Raw genomic sequence first — 25,408 nt, 5'->3', positions numbered from 1 at the left:
CGCCCTTTACCTGTCGAGTGAATTGTGGCGTTCTTGTCCATATTATGGACAAGACAAAATCCGCCCGTAGCGCGATGGAACCGCGACAGGGCGCGCAGGCGATCCGGCGCGCGGTTGCGGTGCTGCGCATTCTTGCCGCAGGGCGCGAAAACGGCGTGCCGCTGGCCGAGGTCGTGCGCGGGACCGGCCTCACCCGTCCGACCGTGCATCGCATCGTCCATGTGCTGATCGAGGAAGGCATCGTCGAACGGAACGAGAGAAGCGGCCGCTACGCGATCGGCACCCAGGTGCCGGAGCTCGCGCTCGCGCGTCCGCGGCCGTCGCAGCTTCTGGTCGCCGCGAATCCGTCGCTGCGGCGCGTCTCCACCGCGATCGGCGACACGCTGTTCCTGACGGTGCGGACCGGCAACGACACGCTGTGCGTCGATCGGAGGATCGGCGTCTATCCGATCCAGGTGCTGTCGATCGAGGTCGGCGCGCGCCGGCCGCTCGGCGTCTCCAGCGCCGGCGTCGCCATCCTGGCGGCGATGCCGGCACCGGACGCGCGAAAGATCGTCGCAGCCAACGAGAAACGGTTCGAGGCCTACCACATCGACGCCGCTGGGGTGATGGACCAGGTCACCGCGGCGCGGCGGCGCGGCTATTATCTGAGGGAGATCGGCCTCGTGCAGGGCACGAAATCGATCTCGACCTGGATCAAGACCCCGGACGGCCAGCCCGCGGCGGCGATGACCGTCTCCGCCGTTCGGACGCGGCTCGGGCCAAGACGGGAGCAGGAGGTCGCGGAGATTTTGCTGCGGGAGACGCGCATCATCGAGCAGGCAATTCGCGGCTAGCTTCGCCTCTCCCCGTAAGAACGGGGCGAGGGAGCGCACCAATCGTGCGGCGCTGTCAATGGCTGACGTGGGGCGTATTTTTATGGCACAAGAGCCGCCATCGCCGACCGACCAACGAGGCCACGCATGCCCGCGCCAAAACCGCCTGCCTTCGAGACCCTGAGCCTGCATGCGGGCCAGCATCCGGATCCCGCGACGGGCGCCCGCGCGGTGCCGATCTACCAGACCACGTCCTACGTATTCCAGGATTCCGACCACGCCGCCGCGCTGTTCAATCTGGAGCGCGCCGGCCACATCTATACGCGCATCTCCAATCCGACCACCGCCGTGCTGGAGGAGCGGCTCGCGGCGCTCGAAGGCGGCGTCGGCGCGATCTGCACCGCCAGCGGCATGGCCGCGCTGCACCTGGCGATCGCGACACTGCTCAACGCCGGCGACCACATCGTGGCGTCGAGCTCGCTCTATGGCGGCACCATCAACCTTCTGGCGCATACGCTGCCGCGCTTCGGCATCACCACCAGTTTCGTCAAGCCGCGCGATCTCGACGCATTCCGGTCCGCAATCAGGCCGAACACGAAGCTGGTGATCGGCGAGACCATCGGCAATCCCGGGCTCGAGGTGCTCGACATTCCCAGGGTCGCCGCGATTGCGCACGAGGCGAAGATTCCGCTGCTGATCGACAACACCTTTGCCACGCCGTATCTCAGCCGCCCGATCGAGTGTGGTGCCGACATCGTCATGCATTCGGCGACCAAATGGATCGGCGGCCACGGCATCGCGATCGGCGGCGCCATCGTTGACGGCGGCCGCTTCGACTGGCGCGGCTCCGGAAAATTCGGCGTGCTGACCGAGCCCTATGGCGGCTATCACGGCATCGTCTTCGACGAGCAGTTCGGCACGGCCGCCTTCATCATGCGCGCACGCACCGAAGGCCTGCGCGATTTTGGCGCCTGCCTGTCGCCGACCAACGCCTTCCAGCTGCTCCAGGGCGTCGAGACGCTGGGCGTCCGCATGGACCGCCACATGCAGAACACGCACTCCGTGCTGGAGGCGCTGAAGTCCAACAAGGCCGTGGATTGGGTGCTGCACCCTTCGCTGGAGAACCACCCCGACTATCAGCTGGCCAAGACGCTGCTGCCGCGCGGCGCCGGTTCGATCGTCTCCTTCGGCATCAAGGGCGGCCGGCCCGCCGGGCGCAAATTCATTGAATCCCTGCGCATGATCAGCCATCTCGCCAATGTCGGCGATGCCAAGACCCTGGTGATCCACCCCGCCTCGACCACGCATCAGCAGATGGATGCCGAGCAGCTCAAGGCGGCCGGCATCGGCGAGGAACTGGTGCGGCTGTCGATCGGCATCGAGACCGCGTCCGACATCATCGACGATCTCGCGCAGGCGCTGCGCATCTCGCAGAAGGTCTGACACCATGAAGCTCTCCGTCAACAGCGCTGATGTGTTCGTCGCAACCGGCGGCCGCGACTTCGACAAGTCCCTGCCCGCGGTTGTCTTCATCCATGGTGCCGGCTTCGATCATTCGACCTGGGCGCTGCATACGCGCTGGTTCGCCCATCACGGCTTTGGCGTGCTGGCGCCCGACCTTCCCGGCCACGGCCGCTCGGCCGGACCGTCGCTGTCGAGCATCGCGGAAATGGCCGACTGGACCGGCGCGCTGCTCGATGCGGCGGGCGCTGAGAAGGCGCATCTGATCGGCCATTCCATGGGCTCGCTGATCTCGCTGGAGACGGCGGCGCGCCACCCCCACAAGGTCTCCGCGTTAAGCTTGATCGGCACCGCCGCGACCATGACGGTCGGTCCGGATCTGCTCAAGGCTGCCGAGGCCAATTCGCAGGATGCCAACGACATGGTCTCGATCTGGGGCCTCGGCTTCAACGCGGAGCTCGGCGGCAGTCTCGCGCCGGGCCTGTGGATGCATGGCGGCGCGCAGGCGGTGCTGAAGACTTGCGAGCCGGGCGTGCTGTTCAGGGATCTGTCGGCCTGCAATTCTTACGCGAATGCGCTTCAAGCCGCCGCGACGGTGAAGGTACCGACCACACTGATCCTCGGCGAGCGGGACATGATGACGCCGGCGAAGGCGGGCAAGGCGCTCGCCGCCGCGATCCCGCACGCGAAGACCGTCGTGGTGCCCGGCGCCGGACACATGATCATGGCCGAACGCCCGGATGAGCTGCTGGCGGCGCTGAGGAACTAGGCGGATCGATCTTCCATCTGGTGCGTTGCGGTCAGGTATCCCTGCCACTCAGAAAGGGGAACTCGACCATGCCAAGACAGGAAGTCATCCGTAAAGCGAAGCGGGACAAGCGTGCCGGCAAATCGGCGAGCACGCAGGCCGGCGAATTCGTCAAGGACGAGATCGACAGGATCCGGAAGGGCAAGCACGGCGCACGCTCGACCAAGCAGGCCATCGCCATCGGCCTGTCCGAGGCGCGTCGCGCCGGTGTCGACCTGCCGCCGCCGCGCAAGGGGCGAACCAAGAAGTCGACGCGCCGTAGCGCCAAATACGCCTATGAGGTCGGTCAGGGCAAACGCACCCCGAAGCGCCGGCCGAAAGTATCGCGCGCCGTCGAAGGCGTCATGAAGAAGGAGCCGCGCTCGACCGCGTCGCGGAGTGCCTTGTCGAAGCAGGGCAAGCGTGCCGCGAGCCAGCGGACCGCCGCCTCGCGTTCGGCCGCCGCGCGCAAGGCCAGCCGGACCAAGGGCGCCAAGGCCCGCTCCGCCGCCGCAAAGAAGGCCGCGCGTACCAGGGCGCGCCGCCGGAGCTGATCCCGGGTGGCGTTTTCTTCGCAACGGCGCGTCGCAAACTCAACCGTCGGGCATTCGCCCGCGTGATATGATCCGATCGTCACAACAGGCGGATGCGGGAGTTCGAACATGGCAGGGACTCTTGAAGGGCGCACGGCGCTCGTCACCGGAGGTTCGCGCGGAATCGGGGCTGCGATCTGCCGGCTACTGGCCGCATCAGGCGCGGCAGTGGCGATCAATTGCCGCGAGCGGATCGGACAGGCCGAGGAACTGGCGGACGAGATCAAGACGCGCGGCGGCCGTGCCATTGTCATTGCCGCCGACGTCTCGCAGCGCGAGGCCGTGGCCGGCATGGTCGAGCGCGTCACGGCCGGGCTCGGGCCGGTCGACATCCTCGTCAACAATGCCGGCATCGCCATCACGCGCGGCGTCGACGATCTCACCGAAGACGATTTCGACCGCACCATCCTGGTCAATCTGAAATCCGCCTTCCTGTGCACGCAGGCGGTGCTGCCGGCAATGCGCGCAAGGAAATGGGGGCGCATCGTCAACGTCTCCTCCGGCGCGGCACGCGGCGCCGGCTCGATCGGCCCGCACTACAATGCCTCCAAGGCCGGCATGGAGGGCCTCACGCGCGGTTATGCGGCGCGGCTGGTGAAGGACGGCATCACCGTCAACGCCGTGGCGCCGTCGCTGATCGAGACCGACATGATGAGCGGCCAGCCTCAACTGGTCAGCCGCATCCCGCTCGGCCGCTTTGGTACGGCGGAGGAGGTGGCGAAAGCCGTGATGCTGCTGGTCGACAACGCCTACATGACCGGGCAGACGATCGCGCTGAGCGGAGGGATGGCGTTTAATTAGGACGCTCTTCTCCCTCTCCCCGTAAGAACAGGGAGAGGGAGAAGAGGCAGCGGGGCGAGGGAGACGAGAGAGCGGGGGCTCACCACATCGTCGCGGCAGCACGGTCCGGCCAGATGCGGTCGTACTCCTCGCCGCCGACCCTGTTCTCGCTCATCTCGGCGAGGATTTGACCTGGCGTCGGCAGAGTCTTGGGATCGACACGCTTGTCGGGATTCCAGAGGTCGGAGCGGACGATGGCGCGGGCGCACTGAAAGTAGATTTCATCGACGGCGATCACCATCACGCTGCGCGGTGCCTTGCCGTCGACCTTGAACGAAGCGAGCAGATCCGGATCGATCGAGAGATGCGCGCGGCCATTGGCCCGGATCGCGTTGCCGGAGCCGGGAATCAGGAACATCAGCGACACGCGCGGGTCGCGCACGATGTTGCGCAGGGAATCGACCCGGTTGTTGCCGCGCCGATCCGGCAGCATCAGCGTCTTGGGATCATGGATGCGGACGAAGCCGGGCAGATCGCCGCGCGGCGAGCAATCAATGCCCTCCGGCCCGATGGTCGCGAGCGCAGCGAACGGCGCCTTCTCGATGAAGACGCGGTAGAGCGGCGTGACGTGGTCGGCGACTTTCACGGTCGAGGCGTCATTGGTGACGCCGTAGATGGCCTCTAATTGTTCGACCGTTTCGATCACCGACATCCCGTTCTCCTTGTTGTGCTACTCGTGCCAGCTTTGATTTCTGATCACGCGCTCGAGCTGGCGGCCGTGATAGTCCGCGCTGCCGGCATTGAGGATGGTGACGTCGGCATTCGCCGATGCGTCGTCGACGCTGCGCGCGAGGCGATTTGCGATATTGCCGTCGCTCACCCGCGCCCGCGCGGCAAGCCGCTGCGCCAGCACCTCCGGCGGTGCCGTGATCGCGACCACCACGACATTGGCATAGGCCTCGCGCAGCGCGGCGATCACGGTGCGCGAGACGTTGACGACGACGGCGTGGCCGGCGCGGATGTCGTCGTTGATCTCGAGCGGCAGGGCGTAGCTATGCCCGTGTGCCTCCCAGTGCACGGCAAAATCGCCGTGATCGCGGGCGCGGTTGAATTCGTCGGGGCTCATCGCGATATTGTCCTCGGCCGCGGAAGCTTCGCGCGTCACGATGCGGCGCGGGAAGACGATGTCGTGGTCCTCGGCGCAGGCCGCTTGCGCCTGCCGCAAGAGCGTGTCCTTACCGGCACCGCTGGGACCGACCACGAGCACGAGCCGCCCGGGTCCGATCGCGCCCGTCTCATCCTGCGCCACGGCCACGGTCTCGCTCATGCGACACGGCTCCCTTCGCGCCAGACGCTGCGGACGACGGGAAGTTGGCCTGCAACATGCACGCGGATCAGGTCGGCGCGCTTGCCGGTCGCGACCTCGCCGCGATCAGTGAGGCCGACCGCCTCGGCCGGCGCCTTGGTCACGGTGCGAACCGCAGCCGGAAGGCTGATCGCCGGCACATGCTCGGGCAATTGCAGCGCGGCCATCAAGAGGCTGGAGGGAATGTAGTCCGACGACAGGATGTCGAGCAGGCCCTCGCGGGCGAGATCGACCGCGGCAATGTTGCCGGAGTGCGAGCCGCCGCGCACCACGTTCGGCGCCCCCATCAGGATATCGATGCCGGCCTGATGCAGGCCGCGCGCGGCCTCCAGCGTGGTCGGGAATTCCGCCACCGAGACGCGATCGCGCACGGCGTCCGCGACGTTCTCCTCGGTGGTGTCGTCGTGGCTTGCGAGCGGGATGTTGTGCTGATGCGCGAGCGCGACGATCTCGCGCATGTTGGCCGCGGCATAAAGCTTCTGGTACTCGAAGCGCTTCGCGAACAATTCATCGAGCTCTGCGTCGGTCTTGCCGCCGCCCTTGCCGCGGTAATAGTCGCGCAGCTTGACCTCATCGCGGAACTGGCGCTGGCCGGGCGTGTGGTCCATCAGCGACATCAGCTTGACGTCGGGCCGTTCGATCAGCTCCCTGGCCTCCTCGACTACGCTCGGCATCGGGATCTCGCAGCGCAGGTGCAGGAAGTGATCGGCGCGCAAGAGATCACCCTTGCGCGCGGTCGTGATCGCGGCGGCGAGCACGCCGGCGCGGCCGTCGACCTCCTCGGCGCCATCCTCGCGCCAGACCCGGAGCGAATCGAATACGGTGGTGATGCCTGAGGTGGCGAGCTGGCCATCATAGGAGATCACGGCCGCAACCGGATTCCAGAATACTTTTGGCCGCGGCACGTAATGCGCTTCGAGGTGGTCGGTGTGGAGCTCGATCAGGCCGGGCATGATGAGGTCGCCGCCGGCATCCTCGGCACCAGCGGGCGCCCTGCCCTCGCCGATCTCGGCGATGCGTCCATCGGCAAGAGCAAGCCAACCCTGCTCGATCACCCGTTCCGCCAGCACGATCCTGGCGTTGGCGATCAAAATTTCCTTCGGATTGGCGTTCATGTCCCTTGTCCTTCAGGCCGCGGCGGCAAAACTGGTGACGTCGACGATACGATCGGCAATCAGATGGCGGATTTCGTCGTCATGGACAATGGCGACCATGGCCACACCCTGGCGCTTCTTCTCGGCGATCAGCGCGACCACCACAGCGCGGTTGGCGGCATCGAGCGAGGCGGTCGGCTCGTCCAGCAGCAGGATCGGCAGATCCGAGATGAAGCCGCGCGCGATGTTGACGCGCTGCTGCTCGCCGCCGGAGAAGGTCGCAGGCGGTAGCTGCCAGAGCCGCTCGGGGATGTTGAGACGATGCAGCAACGCGCCGGCGCGCGCCTGCGCATCGGCACGGGCCATGCCGTTGACGATCAGCGGCTCGGCGACGACGTCGATGGTCGCAACCCGCGGCACAGCGCGCAGGAATTGGCTAACATAGCCGATGGTCGAGCGGCGGACATTGAGCACCTGCCGCGGCTCGGCGCTGGCGAGATCGACCACCACACCGCGATGACGGATGCCGATGCGGCCGGAATCGCAGCGGTAATTGCCGAAGATCATCTTCAGGATCGACGATTTGCCGGCACCCGACGGTCCCGACAGCACGACGCATTCGCCGGGGTTGACGTCGAAGGTCACGCCACTGACGACGGGCAGCTCGATGCCGCCCTGGAGGTGCATCGTAAAGGTCTTCTTCGCGTCGGTGATAGCGATCATCGCGGTCATCGGAAAACTCATCTTGAAAAGCTTATGGCGGCAGAATCGAGGAGACGAGGAGCTGGGTGTAGGGCTCGCGGGGATCGTCGAGCACCTGGTCGGTGAGGCCGGCCTCGATGACGCGGCCGCCCTTCATCACCATCACGCGGTGCGACAGGAGGCGCGCGACCGCGAGGTCGTGGGTGACGATGATGACGGCGAGATGCAGCTCGGCGACGAGGCTGCGCAGGAGATCGAGCAGACGCGCCTGCACCGAGACGTCGAGGCCGCCGGTCGGCTCGTCCATGAACACCAGCCGCGGCTCGGTGACGAGGTTGCGCGCGATCTGGAGCCGTTGGCGCATGCCGCCGGAATAGGTTCGCGGCGCATCGTCGATGCGCGCGACGTCGATCTCGACGCGGGTGAGCCAGTCGGATGCAGTCTCGCGGATGCGGCCATAATGGTTCCAACCCACCGCCATCAGCCGCTCGCCGACATTGGCGCCGGCCGACACCGCCATGCGCAGGCCCTGCGCCGGATCCTGGTGCACATAGCCCCAGTCGGTGCGGAACAGGAAGCGCCGCTCGGCTTCGCCCAGCGTGGCGAGATCGCGGATGATGCCGTCACGCATGCGATAGGACACCTGGCCGGCGGTCGGCGCCAGCTGGCCCGACAGCATCTGCAGCAGCGTCGACTTGCCGGAGCCGGATTCGCCAACGACCGCCAGCACCTCGCCGGGATAGAGCGAGAACGACACCTCTCGGCATGCGGCGATGCGGCCATAGGACTTGCTGAGCGACTCCGCGACCAGCAGCGGCTGATCGTTCTCCAGCATATCGGGATCAGCCATTGTGCTTCTCCTGCGCCTTCTCCTTGTACGGCGCAGCGCTGAGGCTGCCGTGATGGCCGGCGGCCTGGCGGCCCTCGCAATAATCGGTGTCCGAGCAGACGAACATGCGCCCGCCCTTGTCGTCGGTGACGATCTCGTCGAGATAGGAGTTTTCAGCCCCGCACAGCGCGCAGGGCGCGTTGAAGCGGTACGGCTCGAACGGGTGATCCTCGAAATCGAGCGACACCACCTGCGTGTGAGGCGGGATCGCGTAGATGCGCTTCTCGCGGCCAGCGCCGAACAATTGCAGCGCCGCGCAATTGTCCATCTTGGGATTGTCGAACTTCGGGGTCGGCGACGGGTCCATCACATAGCGCGCGTTCACCTTCACCGGATAGGCGTAGGCGGTCGCGATGTGGCCGAAGCGGGCGATGTCCTCGTAGAGTTTTACGTGCATCAAACCGTATTCGGCGAGGGCGTGCATGCGCCGCGTCTCGGTCTCGCGCGGCTCGAGGAAGCGTAAGGGTTCCGGGATCGGCACCTGGTAGACCAGCACCTGATTCTCGTGCAGCGACGTCTCGGGAATGCGATGACGGGTCTGAATCACCGTTGCCTTATCCGTTGCCGTGGTCGTGGCGACGCCGGCGGTCTTGGCGAAGAATTTTCGGATCGAGATCGCGTTGGTGGTGTCGTCAGAACCCTGGTCGATCACCTTCAGCACGTCTTGGGGCCCGAGGATCGCCGCGGTCACCTGCACGCCGCCGGTGCCCCAGCCATAGGGCATCGGCATTTCGCGGCTGGCGAACGGCACCTGATAGCCAGGGATCGCGATCGCCTTGAGGATCGCGCGGCGGATCATCCGCTTGGTCTGCTCGTCGAGATAGGCGAAATTGTAGGCGGGCGCGTTCATTCCGCGGCCTCCTTCATGGCATCGGGCGCATGGGCATCAGCGAATTCCTTGCGCAGCTTGCGGAGCAGGCCGAGCTCCGACTGGAAATCGACATAATGCGGCAGCTTCAGATGCTCGACGAAGCCGGTCGCCTGGACGTTGTCCGAATGCGACAACACGAATTCTTCATCTTGCGCCGGGGCCACGGCCTCTTCGCCGAGCTCGCGGGCGCGCAGCGCGCGGTCGACCAGCGCCATCGACATGGTCTTGCGCTCGCTCTGGCCGAAGGCGAGGCCATAGCCGCGAGTGAAGCACGGCGCTTCCGTTGCTGACCCCTTGAACTGGTTGACCATCTGGCACTCGGTCAGCTCGATCGAGCCGAGCGGCACGGCGAAGCCGACGTCCTCGGCGAAGAATTCGACCTCGACCTCGCCGAAGCGGATCTCGCCGGCAAAGGGATGGTTGCGGCCATAGCCGCGCTGGGTGGAATAGCCCATCGCCAGCAGGAAGCCTTCGTCGCCGCGCGCAAGGTTTTGCAGGCGCAAATCGCGATCGGCCGGGAAGTTGAGCGGCTCGCGGGTGAGATCGCCGACGTCGGCGCCGCCTTCGGCCTGCGGCGAGGATTCGATCAGCCCGTCGCGGCCGAGAATATCCGTCACGCGCGGCGTCGGTGCGGTCGACGCTTCGGCCGTCGCCGGCGCTTCCGGCACAAATCCTTTCGCGAGTGAGGGATCGAGCAGGCGGTGCGTGTAATCGAAGGTCGGCCCGAGGATCTGGCCGCCGGGAATGTCCTTGAACGTCGAGGACACCCGCCGCTGCACCCGCATCGCGCCGGTGTCGACCGGCTCGCTGGCACCGAAACGCGGCAAGGTGGCGCGGAAGGCGCGGACCAGGAAGATCGCCTCGATCAGATCGCCGCGCGCCTGCTTGATCGCCAGCGCCGCGAGCTCACGGTCATAGAGCGAGCCTTCGCTCATGACGCGATCGACGGCGAGGCCGAGCTGCTCCGAGATCTGGTCGAGCGAGACTTCCGCAACGCTTTGATCGCCGCGCCTGGCGTTGGCGAGCAGGCGATGGGCGTTCTCGATGGCGCGTTCGCCACCTTTGACTGCGACATACATGCTTCAGCTTCCCTTGTTCGCGACACGCGTCGTGCGCGAGATCGCAACCACGGCGTCATCGGCGACCAGCACCACATCGATGCCGCGCGGAAACAGCGTTTCGTTGAACCTCAGGCGCTCGAACAGGTCGAAAGGTTTGATCGACGCCTGGAGCGTCGCGACACCGTCGATGCCGGGGCCGCGCAGCTCGAAGCCGCGCCCAGTGTCGAGGCTGTCGACCTGGATGATCACCGTGGTCGAACGATCCGGATATTCATTGGTGCCGAGCGCGAAGCGCTCGAGCGCCGGCAGCAGGATGCCGTCACTGATCAGCGCGAAGCTCGCGATCGAGGCATCCTGGATCACCGGCGCGCCGGTGTGGAACTTCAGCCATTTCGTCACGTCCGAGCTCTCCGACATCCGCGCATCGAGCCAGAGCGGCGTGTCGTGGTCGAACAGCGTCAGCGCGATCGCGGCGGTGCCGCGCATCATCATGCCGGGCGCGCCCGCCATCGGCACGATGCGCTGGACCGAGCCCGGCCGCGCCATCGCGTCCATCACCGAGCGAAAGGTCGATTGCGCCGACAGCACCTTGTCGACGAACCCCGGCGGCAGTTCCGCAATCGTGGTCATGGTCTCACCCCTCACCGCGCACCATGGTGTAGAAATCAACCTTCGTCGCGGCGGTCTCGGCCGCGACCTGCTTGCGCTCGACCATAAGCTGCTCACGCAACGGCGCGATAACGTCGCGCTCGACGGCGGCGCCGAAATTCGGCGACTGCATCAGGGCATCGCACAGCGCGATCAGCCGCGCCTTCTCACTATCGCGCCCAAGCGTGTAGCCGAAGCCGACCTCGCCGCTCGCAAGCCGCACCGCGGCGCGCGACACGGTCGCTTCGCCGAGATTGAACGGTGCGCCGTCGCCGCCGACCCGGCCGCGCAGCATGACGAGGCCGTTCTCCGGCGCACGCAGATCCTGATGACCCGGCAAGGCGATAGCGCTGAGACGGGCGGCAATCTCGGCCGCCTCCGCATGCGCCAGCACGGCCATCGCGGCTTGGCGCTGGGCTTGCTGGTTGTTGTGCTGGGTCACCTGATCCACCGAGCCTTCCGAGCGAACTTGCCGAGTCCAAGTTGTCTATGATAATAGACAACTTGATACGGAAGCGCCATGACCGTTTCGTGACAAACGTGTGATTTCTGGAGTAGGCTTTTCCGCGATATGAGCATGCAGGACACCGCCTCCTCGGGCGTCGCGCTGTGGCGCCTCGTTGCCGACGGCATCGAACGCGGCATCGCCGACGGCCGCTTTGCGGCCGGCGACAAGTTGCCGGGCGAGATGGAGATTGCCGAAACCTATCGCGTGAACCGCCACACCGTGCGGCGTGCGCTGGCGGCGCTTGCCGAGCGCGGCCTGGTGCGTGCCGAGCGCGGCAGCGGAACCTATGTCGAGACGCAGAAGCTCGCCTATCCGCTGCGCTCGCGCACGCGCTTCTCCGAGATCGTCGGCGCCGACGGCCGCGAGCCGCATGGCCGGCTGATCGAGGCGTCCGATGACGTCGCAACGCGCGAGGTGGCGCGGGAGCTCGGCCTGAAGCCGGGTGCGCCGCTGGTGCGGATCGAGGCGATCCGGCTTGCCGACAGCACGCCGATCTGCGTCTCCACGACTTGGCTGTCCGCCGAGCTGTTTCCCGGTGCCGGCGAGGTGTTCGCCGCGACGCGCTCGATGACGAAGTTGCTCGGGCACTTCGGCGTCCGCGACTATCGCCGCGGCGCGACCCGGATCACCGCCGGCATCATCGACGCGACCGATGCGGCGCGGCTTGACCTTCCGCTCGGACGACCGATCCTCGTGGTCGACGCCACCGATCACGATCTCGACGGCAAGCCGCTGGTGACCAAGCATTCGCGGTTTGCGGCCGAGCGGGTGGAGTTCCTGGTGGAGAACGGGTGAGGCCTGTTCCCCCTTCCCGTTCTTACGGGGAGAGGGTTGGGGTGAGGGGCTGCTTCCGCAATCACGGTGAGAGTTGGACTCGCGGAGAGTCCCCTCACCCGGAATCCGCGCTACGCGCGAATTCCGGCCTCTCCCCGCAGGCGGGGAGAGGCAAAGGACTTAGGCCACCGCTCGCCTTCCGATGATCGCGAACCGCAGCTTGCCTGAGATGAAATCGATCGCGGCGACGGCGACCAGGATCATCAGGATCAGGAACGACACCTTCTGCCATTCCAGGACGCGGATCTGCTCGGCGAGCTGGAGGCCGATGCCGCCGGCGCCGACGATGCCGATGATCGTGGCCGAACGCGTGTTGGATTCGATGAAATAGAGCACTTGCCCTGCGATCACCGGCAGCACCTGCGGCAACAGGCCGAAGCGGATCTCGTGCAGCGCACTGCCGCCGGAGGCGCGGACGCCTTCGACCTGCTTCTGGTCGGCGCCCTCGATCGCCTCCGAAAACAGTTTTCCAAACGCGCCGAAATCCGACACTGCGATGGCGAGCACGCCGGCGAACGGGCCGAGCCCGACCACGTTGATCCACACCAGCGCCCAGATCAGGGTGTCGACGCCGCGAATGCAATCCAGGAAGCGCCGCACCGGAAAGCGGAACAGGTTCGGGACGATATTGCGTGCGGCGAGCAGGCTGACCGGCAGCGCAAATATGGCAGCCAATGTGGTGCCCAGCAGCGCGATCGACAGGGTTTCACCCAGCGCCTTCAGATAGATCGGCAGCGATGTGCCGGGGTCAGGCGGGATCATCATCATGCTGATCCAGCCGAGCTGACTGAGACCCGCGACGAAGCGCGACGGCGAGAAGTCGAGATCGACGAGGCCATAGGCGAAGATCGCACCGGCTGCGACGATCGTCGCCGGCGTCGCGAGCCGCGCCGAGGCCGGTCGATGGAACACATCGGGATAGCGCGCGCGAATCTGCGCGGTATCGACCTGCTGCGGCTTCGTCACGTCCGCGCCTCCTTGCCGAACAGACGGGCGCGCAGCCAGCCGGTGGTGATGTCGATGATGAAGACGGTGAGGATGATCGTGACCAGGATGGCGCTGACGTCGGAGTAGTAGAACTTGCGGATCGCGACGACGAGCTCCTGGCCGATGCCGCCGGCGCCGACAAAGCCCATTACGGAGGCCTCACGGACGTTGATCTCGAAGCGCAGCAGCGCGTAGCTGGCATAGCCGGCAGTCACCTGCGGCAGAATGGCGAAGCGCATGCAGGCGAGCCAGCTCGCGCCGGTCGAGCGGATGCCCTCGACCGGCTTCATGTCGGCGTTCTCGACGATCTCCGAAAACAGCTTGCCGAGCGCGCCGGTGGAGTGAATCGCGATCGCGAGCACGCCGGCCATCGGCCCGAGACCGAACGCGATGACGAAGATCAGCGCGAACACGATGCCGGGTACGGTACGGGCGAATTCGAGCAGGCGCCGCACGGTGAAACGCAGCCAGGCTGCGGGCGAGGTGTTTTCCGCGGCGAAGAAGTTGAGTGCGAAGGCGAACACAGCCCCGGTCAGGGTGCCGACATAGCTGATCAGCAGCGTCTCACCGAGCAACTTCAACCATTTGTGCCAGCCCCAGAACCATTCGCCGAAATTGGTCCAGACGCGCTGGCCGTTGTCGAGGGTGAGGATGCGGTCGAAATAGCTGACGAAATTGCCGAAATAGGTGAAGAAGGTGCGCAGGTTCACTTCCGCGCCGATCGCGGCCACGATCAGCGCGGCAACGAACAAAGCCAGACCCGCCAGCAGCCGCAGACGCTTGCGCGCGACCGCCTTGCGGTAGGCGGCGTTCAGGGCGGCAAGCTGCTGCTCGGGAAGGATCGCAACCGCAATCGTCATCGAGGATATGGATCCACCAAGAAAAGAGCCGGGTCCATCGACCCGGCTCGAGGTGCGTCGTCCCGACGAAATCAGGACGCCTTCTTACGCAGAGCGTCGACGAACTTAATCAGCTCGATGGTCTTGTTGTAGTCGTCGTTGGCGATCGGCTCCCACGGCTTGTTCTTGCCGTCGGAGAGCTTCTTGAACGCCTCGGGGTCCTTCTGCGCCGCTTCGAGGAAGGCCTTCTTGATCGCGGCCTTCATGTCCTCGGGCAGATCGCTAAGATAGGCGTAGGGCGAATTGATGATGAGATCGGACTTCACGATGATGCGGAAGTCTTCCTTCTTCATTACGGTGCCGTCGGCCGACTTCACCATGCCCTTGTTGAGCATGCGGGTCAGGTTGGAATCGTCGTCGGCGTTCCACCAATTGGCGGCGACATCGACGGTGCCCTGGGCCAGCGCCAGCACCGCGTTCTCGTGGCTGCCCGTGAAGACGACCTTGGAGAAGTAGGCGTCGGGGTCGATGCCCATAGCGTTCAGCTTGAACCGGGGCATGTTGTTGCCCGAAGTCGAGTTCGGATCGACCAGGCCGAGATTCTTGCCCTTCAGGTCTTCGATCTTCTGGTAGGGCGACTTAGCCAGCACGTAGAAGACCGAATAGTAGCCCTTGGAGCCGTCGGCATTAACGTCGATCACGAAGGCATCGGTCTTCACGCCGGTCAGACGGGCGCGCGAGAACGATGCCGGACCGTAATAGCCGATGTGAATATTGCCGGCGCGCTGGCCCTCGATGACGGCGGCGTAGTCATTGGCGACGCGGAGCGTGACCTTGACGCCGAGTTCCTTGGACAGATAGTTCATGAAAGGTCCGTAGCGTTCGGTGACCCCGGAGCCGTTCTCGGCCGGAATCACCGCGAAGGTGATCTCCGGATATTTCGACTTCCAGTCTTCGGCGGAAGCGGATCCGGCAAAGGTCAGCGCGGCGGCGCCAGCAAGAACTAATCTGCGAGTGATCATGATACCCTCTTCATCGGTTGGGTCGGTGGACGCAAAAAACTTGAAACTGAGGTCTTGCAACTAAACAGCTGGCGCGGCTCAGGCCGCCGCAGCCGTTCCAAGCGCCGGAACGCCCTCGGGCGCCGGTGTGGATGCGCCGCCCATGACATCGGCGGCTTCGAGATCGTAGAGCTCGCGCGCGACGTGATCGGTCAGCTCGGACGGCACGCCGTCGAACACCACGCGCCCCTGCGCCATGCCGATGAGGCGGTCGCAATAGCTGCGCGCCAGGTCGAGCGAATGCAGGTTGCAGAGCACGGTGATGCCGAAATGCTTGTTGATGCGCAGCAGCGCATCCATCACGATTTTGGTGTTGCGCGGATCGAGCGAGGCGATCGGCTCGTCGGCGAGGATGATGTCTGGCTGCTGCACCAGGGCGCGGGCGATTGCGACGCGCTGCTGCTGGCCGCCGGAGAGCTGGTCGGCGCGCTGGGCGGCGAGCGAGGCGATGTCGAACTGTTCGAGCGCCGACATTGCCAGCGCCTTGTCCTGCTCGGGCCAGATCTGCGACAGCGAGCGCCAAGCCGGCATGGTGGCAAGACGGCCCATCAGCACGTTGGTGAGAACATCGAGGCGGCCGACCAGGTTGAACTGCTGGAAGATCATGGCCGAACGGGCCCGCCACTGCCGCAGATCCTTCCCGCGCAGCGCGGTCACATCGAGGCCGTCGAACAGGATGCGGCCCTGCGTCGGGATCACGAGACGATTGATGGTCCGCAGCAGGGTCGACTTGCCGGCGCCGGAGCGCCCGATCACCCCGACGAAACCGCCGGGGGAAATTTGAAACGAAGCGTCGTCCACCGCGGCTTTTGCGCCGAAGCGGCACGTCAGACCTTCTACCACCAGCATGCAGGGCTCCAGAGTAGCTGGCTGCCACCGCTAACGCCGGCGCTTGACACTTGTGTGACACACAGATTGCCGTGCGGCGATGCTACACATCTCGTCCCCTGTCATCCCAGCGTCATGACATTGTCATCGAGCCACTCGAAGAGGAGTGCCCGCCTTAGCATCACGGATGTCACATGGCCGGCAAGACGCTCTCGGATCAACCGACCATCGATGCTTCCGCAACGCTGCACGAGACCAGGCTCGGCGCCTATACCGAAGTCGGCGCACGCACCATCCTGCATGAAGTCGCAATGGGCGATTACTCCTACGTCGTGAACGACGCGCAGATCACCTACACCACCATCGGAAAGTTCTGCTCGATCGCGGCGATGACGCGGATCAATCCCGGCAATCACCCGATGCATCGCGCGACCCAGGCGCATTTCACCTATCGCTCCAGCGCCTATTTCCCGGGCGAAAGCGATGACGAGGAATTCTTCGACTGGCGGCGCCAGCATCACGTCCACATCGGTCACGACGTCTGGATCGGCCATGGCGCGATCGTGCTGCCGGGACGCAACATCGGCACCGGCGCGGTGATCGCGGCCGGCGCCATCGTCACCAAGGATGTACCGGCCTACGCCATCGTTGCCGGCAATCCGGCGCGCATCGTGCGGCGGCGGTTTTCGGAAGAGATCGCCGGGCGTCTCGCCAGGCTCGCCTGGTGGGACTGGGATCACGACAAATTGCGTGAAGCGCTGCCAAATTTTCGCAAGCTCGGGATTGAAGATTTTCTCGCAACATATGAAGCACGGGCAAGCTCTCCCCGCAGCAACAAGAGCGCAATCGCGTGACAGACATTTTCCTTGAAGGCGGCCGGACCCTGATCGGCTCCGATCTCGTCGAAACTTCACTTAGCCTGGCCGGAACTGAGATCGTCGCGGTCGATGCCTCGCGCGGCCGTGCGCGGCTGGCGATCGATGCACGCAACCTTCTGGTGCTGCCCGGCATCGTCGACCTGCACGGCGATGCGTTCGAGCGCCAGATGATGCCGCGCGCCGGCGTCGACTTTCCGATCGACGTTGCCCTCGCCGACAGCGACCGCCAGGCGATCAGCAACGGCATCACCACCGTGTTTCACGCCACCACCTGCTCGTGGGAGCCGGGCCTGCGCAGCGCCGACAATGCGCGCGACCTGATGGAGGCCATCGAGCGGCAACGTCCGCAATTTGCCGCCGACACCCGCTTCCACCTCAGGCACGAGACCTACAATCTCGCCGCCGAGGCCGAGATGACCCGGTGGCTGGCGGAGGGCCGCGTCGATTTGCTCGCCTTCAACGATCACATGGACGGGGTCGTTGCCGACATTTCCAATCCGCGCAAGCGCAACCGCATGGTGGAGCGTACCGGACTGTCGAGCGAGGACTTTGACGAGCTGGTCGGACACGTCGTGTCGCGCGCGTCCGATGTTCCCGCGTCCGTCTCGCGGCTCGCCGCTGCAGCCCGTGCCGCCGAAGTACGGATGCTCTCGCACGACGATGCGACACCGGCGATGCGCCAGGAGTATCGCGAGTTCGGCGCGCTGATCGCGGAGTTTCCGGTCAACGAGGAGACGGCACGCGCCGCCGCGGCTGCTGGTGATCCCATCGTCTTCGGCGCCCCCAACGTCGTGCGCGGCGGCAGCCACACCGGCTGGACCAGGGCGTCCGACATGATCGCCAAGGGGCTCTGCTCGGTCCTCGCCTCGGACTATTATTATCCCGCACAGCTGCTGGCCGCGTTCCGCCTCGCCGCCGACGGCGTGCTGCCGCTGACCGAAGCTTGGAACCTGATCTCCGCCGGACCGGCGCGCGCGACCGGCCTCACCGATCGCGGCGTCATCGCGGAAGGACGCCGCGCCGACATCCTGCTGGTCGATGACACCGTGGCGCTGCGGCCGCGGCTCGTCGCGGTGATCGCGGGCGGCAAGCTCGTGCATCTCACCGATGCGGCGCGCCTGCTCGCGGCGGCGACGACGCCGCGCGAGGCTGTCGTTGCGGCATGAATTGGTTATGCTGAGGCGATGACAGGCTTTCCCCGCTACGCGATCTATTTTGCCGCAGGCAGCGATAGCGCCATCACCCGCTTCGGCGCGGAGCTGCTGGGCTACGATGCCTATACCGGCCACGAGCTGCCCTTTCCCGCGGATGCGTTGCACGTCGCGCCGGACTGGCGCGACGTCACCGGCGATCCCCGCAAATACGGCTTTCATGCCACGCTGAAGGCGCCGATTGCGCTGGCGTCCGGCAAGAGCGAAGCGGAGCTCATGGCCGCCTGCGCGGCCTTCGCAGCCAAGGCGCGGCCAATCCCGGCGATCCGCCCGGTGGTCGATTCCATCAGCGGCTTCATCGCTGTGATTCCGGCCGAACCGGTCGACGCGCTTCAAGAGTTCGCTGCCGATTGCGTTCGCGAATTCGATTCTTTCCGCCCACCCCTGACAGCAGAGGATCGCGCGCGGCGCAAGCCGGACAAGCTGAGCGAGCGCCAGCGCGATTATCTCGACCGCTGGGGCTATCCCTACGTCATGGAGGAATTCCGCTTCCACATGACGCTGACAGGCCGGCTCGATGCGGAGCGCCGCGGGCCGATCCTGGAGATGCTGCGGGACAGGTTTGCGGCGCTGAAGGTCGATACGCTCGAGATCGATCGCATCGCGCTGTTCAGGCAGGATGACGCGAAGGTGCGCTTTCGCATCATCGACGAGTGGAAGCTGGCTCGTTAGCCGAAGTCGCGCGTCGCATTCAGCCTTCGAAGGGTGGGCAAAGGCGTGCAAGCGCCGTGCCCACCACTCTTCCTGGCGGCAACAAGTTGGTGGGCACGCTTCGCTTTGCCATCCTACGACAGCCGAGTATGTCGCCCTACTTCCCCCACCGCAGCGCCAAGGCGTCGCGCTCCCTGGCGAGCTCCAGCAATCCCGCGCGCGTGGCCGGATGCAGCGGCTGCAGCGGATGCCGCACGGCCTCCGACTTGATCACGCCGCCAGCCTGCATCATCACCTTGCAGGCGATCAGGCCGCATTGGCGGTTCTCGTAATTGATCAGCGGCAGCCAGCGCTCATAGGCGGCCTTCGCTTTCTCGCGGTCACCGGCGAAATAGGGATCGATGATCTGGCGGATGCCGTCGGGATAGCCGCCGCCGGTCATCGCGCCGGTGGCGCCGGCATCGAGATCGGCCATCAGCGTGATCGCCTCCTCGCCGTCCCACGGTCCTTCGATATCCTTGCCGCCCGCCTCAATCAGGCTACGGAGCTTTGACGCGGCACCGGGCACCTCGATCTTGAAATAGCGGATGTTGGCGTATTCGCGCGACAGCCGCGCCAGCAATTCGACCGACAGCGGCGTGCCCGCAACCGGCGCATCCTGGATCATGATCGGGATGTCGATCGCGCCGGAGAGCACCTTGAAGAATTCGACGATGCCCTTCTCAGGGACCCGGAAAGTCGCGCCGTGATAGGGCGGCATCACCATCACCATGGCGGCACCAGCAGCCTCGGCCTGCTTGCTGCGCGCCGCACAGACGGCGGAGCTGAAATGCGTGGTGGTGACGATGACGGGAACCCGGCCCGCGACGTGCTCCAGCACCGCATGCATCACGGTCTCGCGCTCGGCGTCGGTGAGCACGAACTGCTCGGAGAAATTGGCGAGGATGCAGAGGCCGTGCGAGCCGGCATCGATCATGAAATCGATGCAGCGGCGCTGGCCCTCGAGGTCGAGTTCGCCGCGCTCATCGAAGATGGTGGGCGCGACCGGGAACACGCCGCGATAGGGGCGCTGGGCCTTGTGTGGGGTGACCGGCATCGAACTCTCCATCGCTGATGTGCCTTGCGTCTGGTGCCGCGCTCGCGCGGCGGCACAGATGTACCCGCCGCGCGGACCGGCGGCAATGCCCGCGCGACGTTGACGGGAGAAGCGAGCGAAGCTAGGCGGTCTTCACCGCGCCGAGGAAGCCCTCGACGGCGACGCGGAGACGATCGGCGTCGGCCGACATCTGCTTCACGGATTCCGACAGCACCGTGCCGGCGTTGCCGGTCTCCTGGTTCAGCCTGGCGACGCTGCCGATGGTGTCGGTGACCTCGCGGGTGCCCTGCGCGGCCTGCTGGAAGTTGCGCGAGATCTCGGTGGTGGCCGCGCGCTGCTGCTCGACCGCCGCGGCAATCGCCGTCATCTTCTCGTCGATGCCGCTGATGGCGCCTCCGATCGAGCGGATCGCGGCAACCGCCTGGCCGGTCGCACCCTGGATCTCCTCGACCTGACGCGAGATCTCTTCCGTCGCCGTTGCCGTCTGGGCCGCGAGGCTCTTGACCTCGCCGGCGACCACGGCGAAGCCGCGGCCGGCTTCACCGGCGCGCGCGGCCTCGATGGTGGCGTTGAGCGCCAGCAGATTGGTCTGGCCGGCAATGGCGTTGATCATTTTCACGACCTCGCCGATGCGGCTCGCGGTCTGGTCCAGGATCTCGACCGTGGCGTTGGTCCGCTCGGCCTGCGAGACGGCCTCGCGTGCTTCGCGGGCGCTCGACTGCACCTGTGCGGAGATCTCGCCGACGGACGCGGAGAGTTCTTCAGTCGCAGCCGCAATGGTTTCGAGATTGTTGGTGGCCTGCTCGGCGGCAGAAGAAACCGCCGCGGTCTGGCTGCTCGATTCCGACACCAGCGAGCGCACGCCGGTCGCGGTGGCATCGAGCTCCTTCGTCGACGCCACGACGCTCTGGATGACCGCCTGCACGGTATCGTCAAAACTGCGGCAGGCCGCATCGACGGAGCCCGAACGGGCGAGCTGAAGCGCCTGCTGCGATTCGCGCTCCTGGCCGAGGCGCTCGGCGGTTGCCGCGCTCTCGCGCAGGCTTTCGAGCGCGGCGGCCATGGCGCCGAACTCGTCGGGATGGCGGGATTGCGGCACCGGTGTCGCGTAGTCGCGGGCGCTGATGCGCGCGATGGCATCGAGAATGGCGCGTACCGGGCGCATCAGGCGATTGCGCACGACGTACACGCCCGCCATGGTCACGGCGAGCGCGAGCAGGAATGCGAGCGACTGCACGACGAGGTTGGTCAGCGCTTTGGTCTGAACGGTCTCGGCGCGCGCGATCGACTGATCCAGCGCCTTGGTCGCGACGCCGACGATGAGCGGGAACGGCGACTGGCACAGCGCGTTCCATTCGGACGCCGGCATCGCAGGCTTGCCGCTGTCATCGAAGTTTTTGGTGAAATCGCCGATCTGCTTGAGGACGGCATCGGTCTTGGCCTTCGCGTCCGAGGCTGCCGTCACCAGTTCCGCCGTCACATCCGGCGCCGCCAGCAACTCCGCCATGCCCGCCCAGCCGGAGGCGATGGTGCCGTCCCATTGCGCCAGCGATCGCTTCTGCGCATCGTCGAGCGGCTTGCTGCTGTTGACGTTCGAACGCAGCATCGAACAATGGATGCCATAACGGTCGCGCACCTGCCAGGCGAAGCGGCGGACCTGGATCATACGGGCGATGTAGGGATCGTTCATCCAGGCGCGATTCGACACAGCGGTCGAGGCGAGGTTCGCCGTTTCGATCACCTTGGTGACGGCATCGTACCAGGAATTGGTCCGCTCGATCTTGCGCTCGGCACGCGGACGCTTGGCTTCGTCGTAAAACAGCTGGAATTGCGGTGCGGCGTCGCCCCAGCGCTGCTTCAGGGTGCTGGCGAGTTCGTCGCGGCGGGCGAACTCGATGGTGGCGAGCGCGGCGCTGATGCCGTCATAGCCGCCCTGCTCGGCCCTCTCGGCTTCGGCGAGCTTTGCCCTGGGATCGTCCTCGCCGAGGATGGCGCTCTGGGCATCGCCGCGATTGTTGCGCAAGGACAGCACGCCGTGGAAAATTGCCTTGTCGGCAGCGGCAAGCCGCGCCGTCTCGAGACTGTCGCTGTAACGGCCGAAGGCCCCGACCATCTGGATCGCCGTCGAGGCGAGCGCGCCGGCCGCCAGCAAAGCCATCAACGTCAGGAGGAGCGAGCTTACCGATTTCTTAAACATGGACATGGGTCAGGAGGCCTGCGCTTCACGTGCGGCCACCTTGCACCCGACATGCCAACGTTTCGTTAAGGTTTTAGTCGAATGCCCGGAGTTCCCGAATTGCCGAGCGTCGGACAGGCGACGAATGTCACGCAAGCTTCGTAAAATCAGGCGGACGGCGCTCGGCAAATGCGGTGAACGCCTCGCGCGCTTCGGCGGTGCGCAAACGCTGTGCGAACTGTTCGCTTTCCGCATTCATCTGCGCGACCAGCGCCTCGCCGCTGCGCATCAGCTTCTTAGTGGCGGTAAGCGCGCCGGCGGGCTGACGGGCAAGACGCTGCGCGAGCGCGAGCGCCTCGGCATCGAGCTTGTCGAGCGGCACCACGCGGTTGGCGAGGCCCCATTCCAGCGCGGACCTGGCCGGCACGGTCTCGCCGAGTGCAAACATTTCATAGGCCCGGGCATGGCCGATGCGCGCCGGCATCAGGAGGCTGGAGGCGGCCTCAGGCACCAGCGCGAGGCTGACGAACGGCGTCGACAATTGCGCGTTGTCGGCGAGCACGACGAGATCGCAATGCAGCAGCATCGTGGTGCCGATGCCGACGGCGCGGCCCTGCACGGCGGCGACCAGCGGCGGGGTGCACCGCGCCAGCGACTGGATGAAGCGTATGACGTTCCGACTTCCATCCGACTTGCCGGAGGCGACCGCCGCGAACTCGCCGACATCGTTGCCGGCAGTGAACATATCGCCCTCGCCGCGGATCAGGATCACACGGGCGGAGGGATTGAACTCGGCGGATTCGATGCTGTCGGCGAGCTTGCCGTACATCGCATCCGTCAGCGCGTTCTTCTTGTCGGGGCGCGCCAAGGTGAGGGTGAGAATTCCGCCGTTGTTCTCGATCCGGACATGCTCGGTCATGACTCTCTCCTGTTAGTCCTCTGGGTCTCTCGTCGAATCTCTCGGAATTTATCCCGGATGCTCGTCAGCCAGCGCGCGACGATGTCGATCTCCGCGCTGGTAAATCCCTCCGTCAGCGCCGCGTTGATGCCGGCGGCGGAGGTCTTGGCCTGCATCAGCGCGGCCCGCCCCTTCGGCGTCAGCCATACGCGAAAGGCGCGGCCGTCCTCGGAATCGGCCCGCCGCTCCACCAGCTTGACCGCCGCCGTGCGATCGACCAGGCCGGAAATGCCGGCCGGCCCGAGATCGAGCGCCGCACCCGCCTCGCCCATCAGCACGCCGTCCTGCTTGCCGAGGATGAACAGCAGCCCCGCCTGCGCCGGCGTCACTTCGCTTCCGGGCTGCGCCGCCATCCAGCGCTGCAGCCGGCGTTGCGCGACGTTCAGCAGATAGATCAGCCGGTGATGCTTCGCTGCGGCAGATTTATTTCGCATGCGAAATAGATAGCCTGAGACGTCCAGCTTGTCGATCGCCAATTTTGAGCGGCCGTCGCACTTGACGGCTGCTTGCCTTTATGTTCTCTATTCGTTCTATTCAATCATAGATTGTCCGGAGATCTTCGTGATGAATAGTATGCGTGGCGAGAGCCAGCCGACCCAACTCGTAATTCATAACGACGACGATACGCCGGACCAGTTCGTGATGGATCTGCTCCGCCAGGTTTTCGGCAAATCGGAGCGTGAAGCGGCCGCGCTGATCACTCAAATCGAGCAAAAGGAAAAGGCGGTTTGCGGGCCTTACCCGCAATCCGTCGCTGAAGCCCTTTTTAAATCCGCACGACAATCCATCGGCTTGGCCGGCCACCGGCTGCACCTCACGCTCGAGGCGATCAAGACTTCTTGCGAACTCTGTGGCAAGTCTGAGGGACAAACGGACGTTAGGATCGGCGACCGCACGGTCTGGCTGTGCAGCGAATGCATCCGTGCGGCGGACGGGCCTTCGAGCGAACAAGAAGAAGATTTCGACTTTGCTTGCGACGTTCTCAACTGGCACTTCGACGGCGTTCCGCACAGCAAGCTCGTCACCACGATCCGCCAGTTTCCCGGCCACATGCGGGTCGATGTCCAGGCAGCGATCGACAGGCTGTTCGGCAAGGCTGTCCGGCTGCTCGGGCTGAACGAGGAGCAGCGCTATGAAACGCTGTCGATTTCGCGGCTCCTCAAGGAGGGGCGCTATGCGCTCGCGATTGCTCCGCTGCAATATTCCGACGTCGATATAGGCGAGAAGAGCCCGGTCAAGTGCCTGGATAACGGACTGTGGCTGTGCGAGCAGGATGCTCTTCGCTATGCGGTCCTGCTCTGCGCGCATCGCGAGTACAGCCGCGAGCCGCGAATTCGGATCGAGATCCTGGTGCCATCAGGTTCCGCAGGCGCGGCTTTGGTCCAGCAATGCTTCGGTGAGTTGGAGGAGGCCGTGCAGTCCGCGCGGACCTATCGCGGCAAGATCCTCTCGCTCGATGCCGATTCCGATTATCGCGGCCGATCGCGCGGCATCACCGTGCACCGCTTGCCGCCAGTCGCACGCGACGAGGTGATCTTGCCGGAGCAGACCCTGCGGCTGCTCGATCGCAACGTGCTGACTTTCGTCGGCACCCGCGATCAGTTGCGCCGGCTTGGCCAGTCGACGCGTAAAGGCATTTTGCTGTACGGCCCGCCCGGCACAGGCAAGACCCATACCATCCGCTATCTCGCGACCCATTTGCCCGGGCACACGACGCTGATCATCACCGCCGAGCAAATCGGCCTGCTCGGCGCCTATATGAGCCTCGCACGGTTGCTGCAGCCTTCGATGGTGGTGATCGAGGACGTCGATCTTATCGCCCGCGACCGCGACGACATGGGACCGTGCGAAGAATCCATGCTGAACAAGCTGCTCAACGAAATGGACGGGCTGAAGGAAGATGCGGACATCCTGTTCGTCCTGACCACCAACCGGCCGCAAGATCTCGAAGACGCCCTCGCCGGTCGTCCCGGTCGTATCGACCAAGCCATCGAAGTGCCGCTCCCGGACGAGGCCGGCCGCGGCAAGCTGGTCCGGCTCTACGGCAAGGGGCTGCCGATCGAGGACACCGTCGTCGCCGAGGCGGCGCGGCGCAGCGAAGGAACGAGTTGCGCCTTCATCAAGGAATTGATGCGGCGGCTGGCGCAGGCGAGCCTCGCGCCCGACGGCGGCAAGTCGGTTATTTCCGCAGATATCGACGAGGCGCTCGACGACATGCTGTTCTCCGGCGGCCGGCTCAATGCGCAACTGCTCGGCGGGGCGCAGGCTATGGCGGCCGGATGACACCCGCCACCACAGCGATCGGCCCGGGCTC

At 65.6% G+C, this 25,408-nt stretch carries 27 protein-coding genes; 10 read left to right on the top strand and 17 right to left on the bottom strand.

What is annotated here, in order from left to right; all coding sequences use genetic code 11:
- The first annotated feature begins 44 nt into the window (after positions 1 to 44).
- From JJB99_RS04705 to JJB99_RS04685, 5 genes are all read left to right on the top strand, one after another.
- The gene (locus JJB99_RS04705; RefSeq protein ID WP_200497627.1) at positions 45 to 836 is read left to right on the top strand and encodes an IclR family transcriptional regulator; all 792 of its coding nucleotides are present in this window, start codon (positions 45 to 47) and stop codon (positions 834 to 836) included.
- A gap of 126 nt (positions 837 to 962) precedes the next feature.
- Positions 963 to 2,258, top strand: coding sequence for an O-acetylhomoserine aminocarboxypropyltransferase (locus JJB99_RS04700; RefSeq protein ID WP_200497626.1), 1,296 nt, complete (start codon positions 963 to 965; stop codon positions 2,256 to 2,258).
- 4 nt (positions 2,259 to 2,262) lie between these two features.
- Positions 2,263 to 3,045, top strand: a complete 783-nt coding sequence (locus JJB99_RS04695; RefSeq protein ID WP_200497625.1) for an alpha/beta fold hydrolase — start codon at positions 2,263 to 2,265, stop codon at positions 3,043 to 3,045.
- A gap of 68 nt (positions 3,046 to 3,113) precedes the next feature.
- A complete protein-coding gene (locus tag JJB99_RS04690; protein ID WP_200497624.1) occupies positions 3,114 to 3,617 on the top strand; it encodes a DUF6496 domain-containing protein in 504 nt (167 codons plus the stop codon).
- A gap of 108 nt (positions 3,618 to 3,725) precedes the next feature.
- The gene (locus tag JJB99_RS04685; protein WP_200497623.1) at positions 3,726 to 4,457 is read left to right on the top strand and encodes an SDR family NAD(P)-dependent oxidoreductase; all 732 of its coding nucleotides are present in this window, start codon (positions 3,726 to 3,728) and stop codon (positions 4,455 to 4,457) included.
- Between the two features lie 79 nt (positions 4,458 to 4,536).
- Here JJB99_RS04685 and JJB99_RS04680 read toward each other — a convergent pair whose 3' ends face one another.
- The 9 genes from JJB99_RS04680 to phnG are packed head-to-tail and all read right to left on the bottom strand — an operon-like array spanning position 4,537 to position 11,518.
- Complete coding sequence (locus JJB99_RS04680) at positions 4,537 to 5,148, bottom strand: pyridoxamine 5'-phosphate oxidase family protein (protein WP_200497622.1); 612 nt, start codon at positions 5,146 to 5,148, stop codon at positions 4,537 to 4,539.
- Positions 5,149 to 5,166: 18 nt separating this feature from the next.
- The gene (gene phnN / locus JJB99_RS04675; RefSeq protein WP_200497621.1) at positions 5,167 to 5,763 is read right to left on the bottom strand and encodes a phosphonate metabolism protein/1,5-bisphosphokinase (PRPP-forming) PhnN; all 597 of its coding nucleotides are present in this window, start codon (positions 5,761 to 5,763) and stop codon (positions 5,167 to 5,169) included.
- Positions 5,760 to 6,917: an alpha-D-ribose 1-methylphosphonate 5-triphosphate diphosphatase gene (locus tag JJB99_RS04670; RefSeq protein ID WP_200497620.1), complete on the bottom strand. Its 1,158-nt coding sequence runs from the start codon at positions 6,915 to 6,917 to the stop codon at positions 5,760 to 5,762. The genes phnN and JJB99_RS04670 overlap by 4 nt, the downstream gene beginning before the upstream one ends.
- A 12-nt stretch (positions 6,918 to 6,929) precedes the next feature.
- Positions 6,930 to 7,628 (bottom strand): phosphonate C-P lyase system protein PhnL, encoded by a 699-nt coding sequence (gene phnL / locus JJB99_RS04665; protein ID WP_200497619.1) that lies wholly within the window; start codon positions 7,626 to 7,628, stop codon positions 6,930 to 6,932.
- 22 nt (positions 7,629 to 7,650) lie between these two features.
- Positions 7,651 to 8,448 (bottom strand): phosphonate C-P lyase system protein PhnK, encoded by a 798-nt coding sequence (phnK, locus tag JJB99_RS04660; protein ID WP_200497618.1) that lies wholly within the window; start codon positions 8,446 to 8,448, stop codon positions 7,651 to 7,653.
- Complete coding sequence (locus JJB99_RS04655) at positions 8,441 to 9,337, bottom strand: alpha-D-ribose 1-methylphosphonate 5-phosphate C-P-lyase PhnJ (protein WP_200497617.1); 897 nt, start codon at positions 9,335 to 9,337, stop codon at positions 8,441 to 8,443. The genes phnK and JJB99_RS04655 overlap by 8 nt, the downstream gene beginning before the upstream one ends.
- The gene (locus tag JJB99_RS04650; protein ID WP_200497616.1) at positions 9,334 to 10,437 is read right to left on the bottom strand and encodes a carbon-phosphorus lyase complex subunit PhnI; all 1,104 of its coding nucleotides are present in this window, start codon (positions 10,435 to 10,437) and stop codon (positions 9,334 to 9,336) included. The genes JJB99_RS04655 and JJB99_RS04650 overlap by 4 nt, the downstream gene beginning before the upstream one ends.
- A 3-nt stretch (positions 10,438 to 10,440) precedes the next feature.
- Positions 10,441 to 11,049, bottom strand: a complete 609-nt coding sequence (phnH, locus tag JJB99_RS04645; protein WP_200497615.1) for a phosphonate C-P lyase system protein PhnH — start codon at positions 11,047 to 11,049, stop codon at positions 10,441 to 10,443.
- A 4-nt stretch (positions 11,050 to 11,053) separates the two neighbouring features.
- The gene (phnG, locus tag JJB99_RS04640) at positions 11,054 to 11,518 is read right to left on the bottom strand and encodes a phosphonate C-P lyase system protein PhnG (RefSeq protein ID WP_200497614.1); all 465 of its coding nucleotides are present in this window, start codon (positions 11,516 to 11,518) and stop codon (positions 11,054 to 11,056) included.
- Positions 11,519 to 11,638: 120 nt separating this feature from the next.
- Here phnG and phnF point away from each other — a divergent pair, with 120 nt between their 5' ends.
- Positions 11,639 to 12,370, top strand: a complete 732-nt coding sequence (phnF, locus tag JJB99_RS04635; protein ID WP_200497613.1) for a phosphonate metabolism transcriptional regulator PhnF — start codon at positions 11,639 to 11,641, stop codon at positions 12,368 to 12,370.
- 159 nt (positions 12,371 to 12,529) lie between these two features.
- Here the strand turns inward: phnF and phnE (JJB99_RS04630) are convergent, their stop codons facing one another.
- The 4 genes from phnE (JJB99_RS04630) to phnC all read right to left on the bottom strand — a co-directional run bounded on the left by phnE (JJB99_RS04630) (position 12,530) and on the right by phnC (position 16,145).
- On the bottom strand, positions 12,530 to 13,375 hold the full coding sequence (phnE, locus tag JJB99_RS04630; RefSeq protein ID WP_200497612.1) for a phosphonate ABC transporter, permease protein PhnE: 846 nt from the start codon (positions 13,373 to 13,375) through the stop codon (positions 12,530 to 12,532).
- The gene (gene phnE / locus JJB99_RS04625; protein WP_200497611.1) at positions 13,372 to 14,256 is read right to left on the bottom strand and encodes a phosphonate ABC transporter, permease protein PhnE; all 885 of its coding nucleotides are present in this window, start codon (positions 14,254 to 14,256) and stop codon (positions 13,372 to 13,374) included. Before phnE (JJB99_RS04625) ends, phnE (JJB99_RS04630) begins: the two co-directional genes overlap by 4 nt.
- A gap of 71 nt (positions 14,257 to 14,327) precedes the next feature.
- Positions 14,328 to 15,257 carry a phosphonate ABC transporter substrate-binding protein gene (gene phnD, locus JJB99_RS04620; protein ID WP_200497610.1) on the bottom strand — a complete coding sequence of 310 codons (930 nt, stop codon included), beginning with the start codon at positions 15,255 to 15,257 and terminating at the stop codon, positions 14,328 to 14,330.
- A 78-nt stretch (positions 15,258 to 15,335) separates the two neighbouring features.
- The gene (gene phnC, locus JJB99_RS04615; RefSeq protein WP_200497609.1) at positions 15,336 to 16,145 is read right to left on the bottom strand and encodes a phosphonate ABC transporter ATP-binding protein; all 810 of its coding nucleotides are present in this window, start codon (positions 16,143 to 16,145) and stop codon (positions 15,336 to 15,338) included.
- Between the two features lie 173 nt (positions 16,146 to 16,318).
- Here phnC and JJB99_RS04610 point away from each other — a divergent pair, with 173 nt between their 5' ends.
- The 3 genes from JJB99_RS04610 to JJB99_RS04600 are packed head-to-tail and all read left to right on the top strand — an operon-like array spanning position 16,319 to position 18,885.
- The gene (locus tag JJB99_RS04610) at positions 16,319 to 16,978 is read left to right on the top strand and encodes a chloramphenicol acetyltransferase (RefSeq protein ID WP_200497608.1); all 660 of its coding nucleotides are present in this window, start codon (positions 16,319 to 16,321) and stop codon (positions 16,976 to 16,978) included.
- A complete protein-coding gene (locus tag JJB99_RS04605) occupies positions 16,975 to 18,168 on the top strand; it encodes an alpha-D-ribose 1-methylphosphonate 5-triphosphate diphosphatase (protein WP_200497607.1) in 1,194 nt (397 codons plus the stop codon). The genes JJB99_RS04610 and JJB99_RS04605 overlap by 4 nt, the downstream gene beginning before the upstream one ends.
- Positions 18,169 to 18,186: 18 nt before the next feature.
- A complete protein-coding gene (locus JJB99_RS04600) occupies positions 18,187 to 18,885 on the top strand; it encodes a DUF1045 domain-containing protein (RefSeq protein ID WP_200497606.1) in 699 nt (232 codons plus the stop codon).
- A 136-nt stretch (positions 18,886 to 19,021) separates the two neighbouring features.
- Here the strand turns inward: JJB99_RS04600 and JJB99_RS04595 are convergent, their stop codons facing one another.
- The 4 genes from JJB99_RS04595 to JJB99_RS04580 form a co-directional block, all read right to left on the bottom strand.
- Positions 19,022 to 19,960, bottom strand: a complete 939-nt coding sequence (locus tag JJB99_RS04595) for a dihydrodipicolinate synthase family protein (protein ID WP_200497605.1) — start codon at positions 19,958 to 19,960, stop codon at positions 19,022 to 19,024.
- A 121-nt stretch (positions 19,961 to 20,081) separates the two neighbouring features.
- Positions 20,082 to 22,163: a methyl-accepting chemotaxis protein gene (locus JJB99_RS04590; protein ID WP_200497604.1), complete on the bottom strand. Its 2,082-nt coding sequence runs from the start codon at positions 22,161 to 22,163 to the stop codon at positions 20,082 to 20,084.
- A 121-nt stretch (positions 22,164 to 22,284) separates the two neighbouring features.
- Positions 22,285 to 23,055 carry an enoyl-CoA hydratase gene (locus JJB99_RS04585; protein WP_200497603.1) on the bottom strand — a complete coding sequence of 257 codons (771 nt, stop codon included), beginning with the start codon at positions 23,053 to 23,055 and terminating at the stop codon, positions 22,285 to 22,287.
- Positions 23,052 to 23,528, bottom strand: coding sequence for a MarR family winged helix-turn-helix transcriptional regulator (locus JJB99_RS04580; RefSeq protein ID WP_200500048.1), 477 nt, complete (start codon positions 23,526 to 23,528; stop codon positions 23,052 to 23,054). Before JJB99_RS04580 ends, JJB99_RS04585 begins: the two co-directional genes overlap by 4 nt.
- A gap of 130 nt (positions 23,529 to 23,658) precedes the next feature.
- On the opposite strand from JJB99_RS04580, the gene JJB99_RS04575 reads away from it, so the two are divergent.
- Entirely contained in the window at positions 23,659 to 25,377 is a 1,719-nt protein-coding gene (locus JJB99_RS04575) for an ATP-dependent Clp protease adaptor ClpS (protein WP_246775143.1), read from the top strand.
- The last annotated feature ends 31 nt before the right edge of the window (positions 25,378 to 25,408 follow it).

The organism is Bradyrhizobium diazoefficiens (assembly GCF_016616235.1).
In the GTDB taxonomy this organism is placed as follows: Bacteria; Pseudomonadota; Alphaproteobacteria; order Rhizobiales; family Xanthobacteraceae; genus Bradyrhizobium; species Bradyrhizobium diazoefficiens_H.
Note: the sequence above shows the minus strand (reverse complement) of the source record. Positions and strands in the feature narration are given on the sequence as shown.

Excerpts from the sequence above, each read along its gene's own strand:
- phnH (WP_200497615.1), bottom strand. The coding sequence starts at position 11,049 with ATGACCACGATTGCGGAACTGCCGCCGGGGTTCGTCGACAAGGTGCTG.
- JJB99_RS04585 (WP_200497603.1), bottom strand. The coding sequence starts at position 23,055 with ATGACCGAGCATGTCCGGATCGAGAACAACGGCGGAATTCTCACCCTC.
- phnC (WP_200497609.1), bottom strand. The coding sequence starts at position 16,145 with ATGCTGGTGGTAGAAGGTCTGACGTGCCGCTTCGGCGCAAAAGCCGCG.
- JJB99_RS04590 (WP_200497604.1), bottom strand. The coding sequence starts at position 22,163 with ATGTCCATGTTTAAGAAATCGGTAAGCTCGCTCCTCCTGACGTTGATG.
- phnF (WP_200497613.1), top strand. The coding sequence starts at position 11,639 with ATGAGCATGCAGGACACCGCCTCCTCGGGCGTCGCGCTGTGGCGCCTC.
- JJB99_RS04580 (WP_200500048.1), bottom strand. The coding sequence starts at position 23,528 with ATGCGAAATAAATCTGCCGCAGCGAAGCATCACCGGCTGATCTATCTG.
- JJB99_RS04700 (WP_200497626.1), top strand. The coding sequence starts at position 963 with ATGCCCGCGCCAAAACCGCCTGCCTTCGAGACCCTGAGCCTGCATGCG.
- phnE (WP_200497611.1), bottom strand. The coding sequence starts at position 14,256 with ATGACGATTGCGGTTGCGATCCTTCCCGAGCAGCAGCTTGCCGCCCTG.
- JJB99_RS04670 (WP_200497620.1), bottom strand. The coding sequence starts at position 6,917 with ATGAACGCCAATCCGAAGGAAATTTTGATCGCCAACGCCAGGATCGTG.
- JJB99_RS04705 (WP_200497627.1), top strand. The coding sequence starts at position 45 with ATGGACAAGACAAAATCCGCCCGTAGCGCGATGGAACCGCGACAGGGC.
- phnN (WP_200497621.1), bottom strand. The coding sequence starts at position 5,763 with ATGAGCGAGACCGTGGCCGTGGCGCAGGATGAGACGGGCGCGATCGGA.
- JJB99_RS04600 (WP_200497606.1), top strand. The coding sequence starts at position 18,187 with ATGACAGGCTTTCCCCGCTACGCGATCTATTTTGCCGCAGGCAGCGAT.
- JJB99_RS04610 (WP_200497608.1), top strand. The coding sequence starts at position 16,319 with ATGGCCGGCAAGACGCTCTCGGATCAACCGACCATCGATGCTTCCGCA.
- JJB99_RS04655 (WP_200497617.1), bottom strand. The coding sequence starts at position 9,337 with ATGAACGCGCCCGCCTACAATTTCGCCTATCTCGACGAGCAGACCAAG.
- phnK (WP_200497618.1), bottom strand. The coding sequence starts at position 8,448 with ATGGCTGATCCCGATATGCTGGAGAACGATCAGCCGCTGCTGGTCGCG.
- JJB99_RS04595 (WP_200497605.1), bottom strand. The coding sequence starts at position 19,960 with ATGCCGGTCACCCCACACAAGGCCCAGCGCCCCTATCGCGGCGTGTTC.
- JJB99_RS04650 (WP_200497616.1), bottom strand. The coding sequence starts at position 10,437 with ATGTATGTCGCAGTCAAAGGTGGCGAACGCGCCATCGAGAACGCCCAT.
- phnD (WP_200497610.1), bottom strand. The coding sequence starts at position 15,257 with ATGATCACTCGCAGATTAGTTCTTGCTGGCGCCGCCGCGCTGACCTTT.
- JJB99_RS04685 (WP_200497623.1), top strand. The coding sequence starts at position 3,726 with ATGGCAGGGACTCTTGAAGGGCGCACGGCGCTCGTCACCGGAGGTTCG.
- JJB99_RS04695 (WP_200497625.1), top strand. The coding sequence starts at position 2,263 with ATGAAGCTCTCCGTCAACAGCGCTGATGTGTTCGTCGCAACCGGCGGC.
- JJB99_RS04680 (WP_200497622.1), bottom strand. The coding sequence starts at position 5,148 with ATGTCGGTGATCGAAACGGTCGAACAATTAGAGGCCATCTACGGCGTC.
- phnL (WP_200497619.1), bottom strand. The coding sequence starts at position 7,628 with ATGACCGCGATGATCGCTATCACCGACGCGAAGAAGACCTTTACGATG.
- JJB99_RS04575 (WP_246775143.1), top strand. The coding sequence starts at position 23,659 with ATGAATAGTATGCGTGGCGAGAGCCAGCCGACCCAACTCGTAATTCAT.
- JJB99_RS04690 (WP_200497624.1), top strand. The coding sequence starts at position 3,114 with ATGCCAAGACAGGAAGTCATCCGTAAAGCGAAGCGGGACAAGCGTGCC.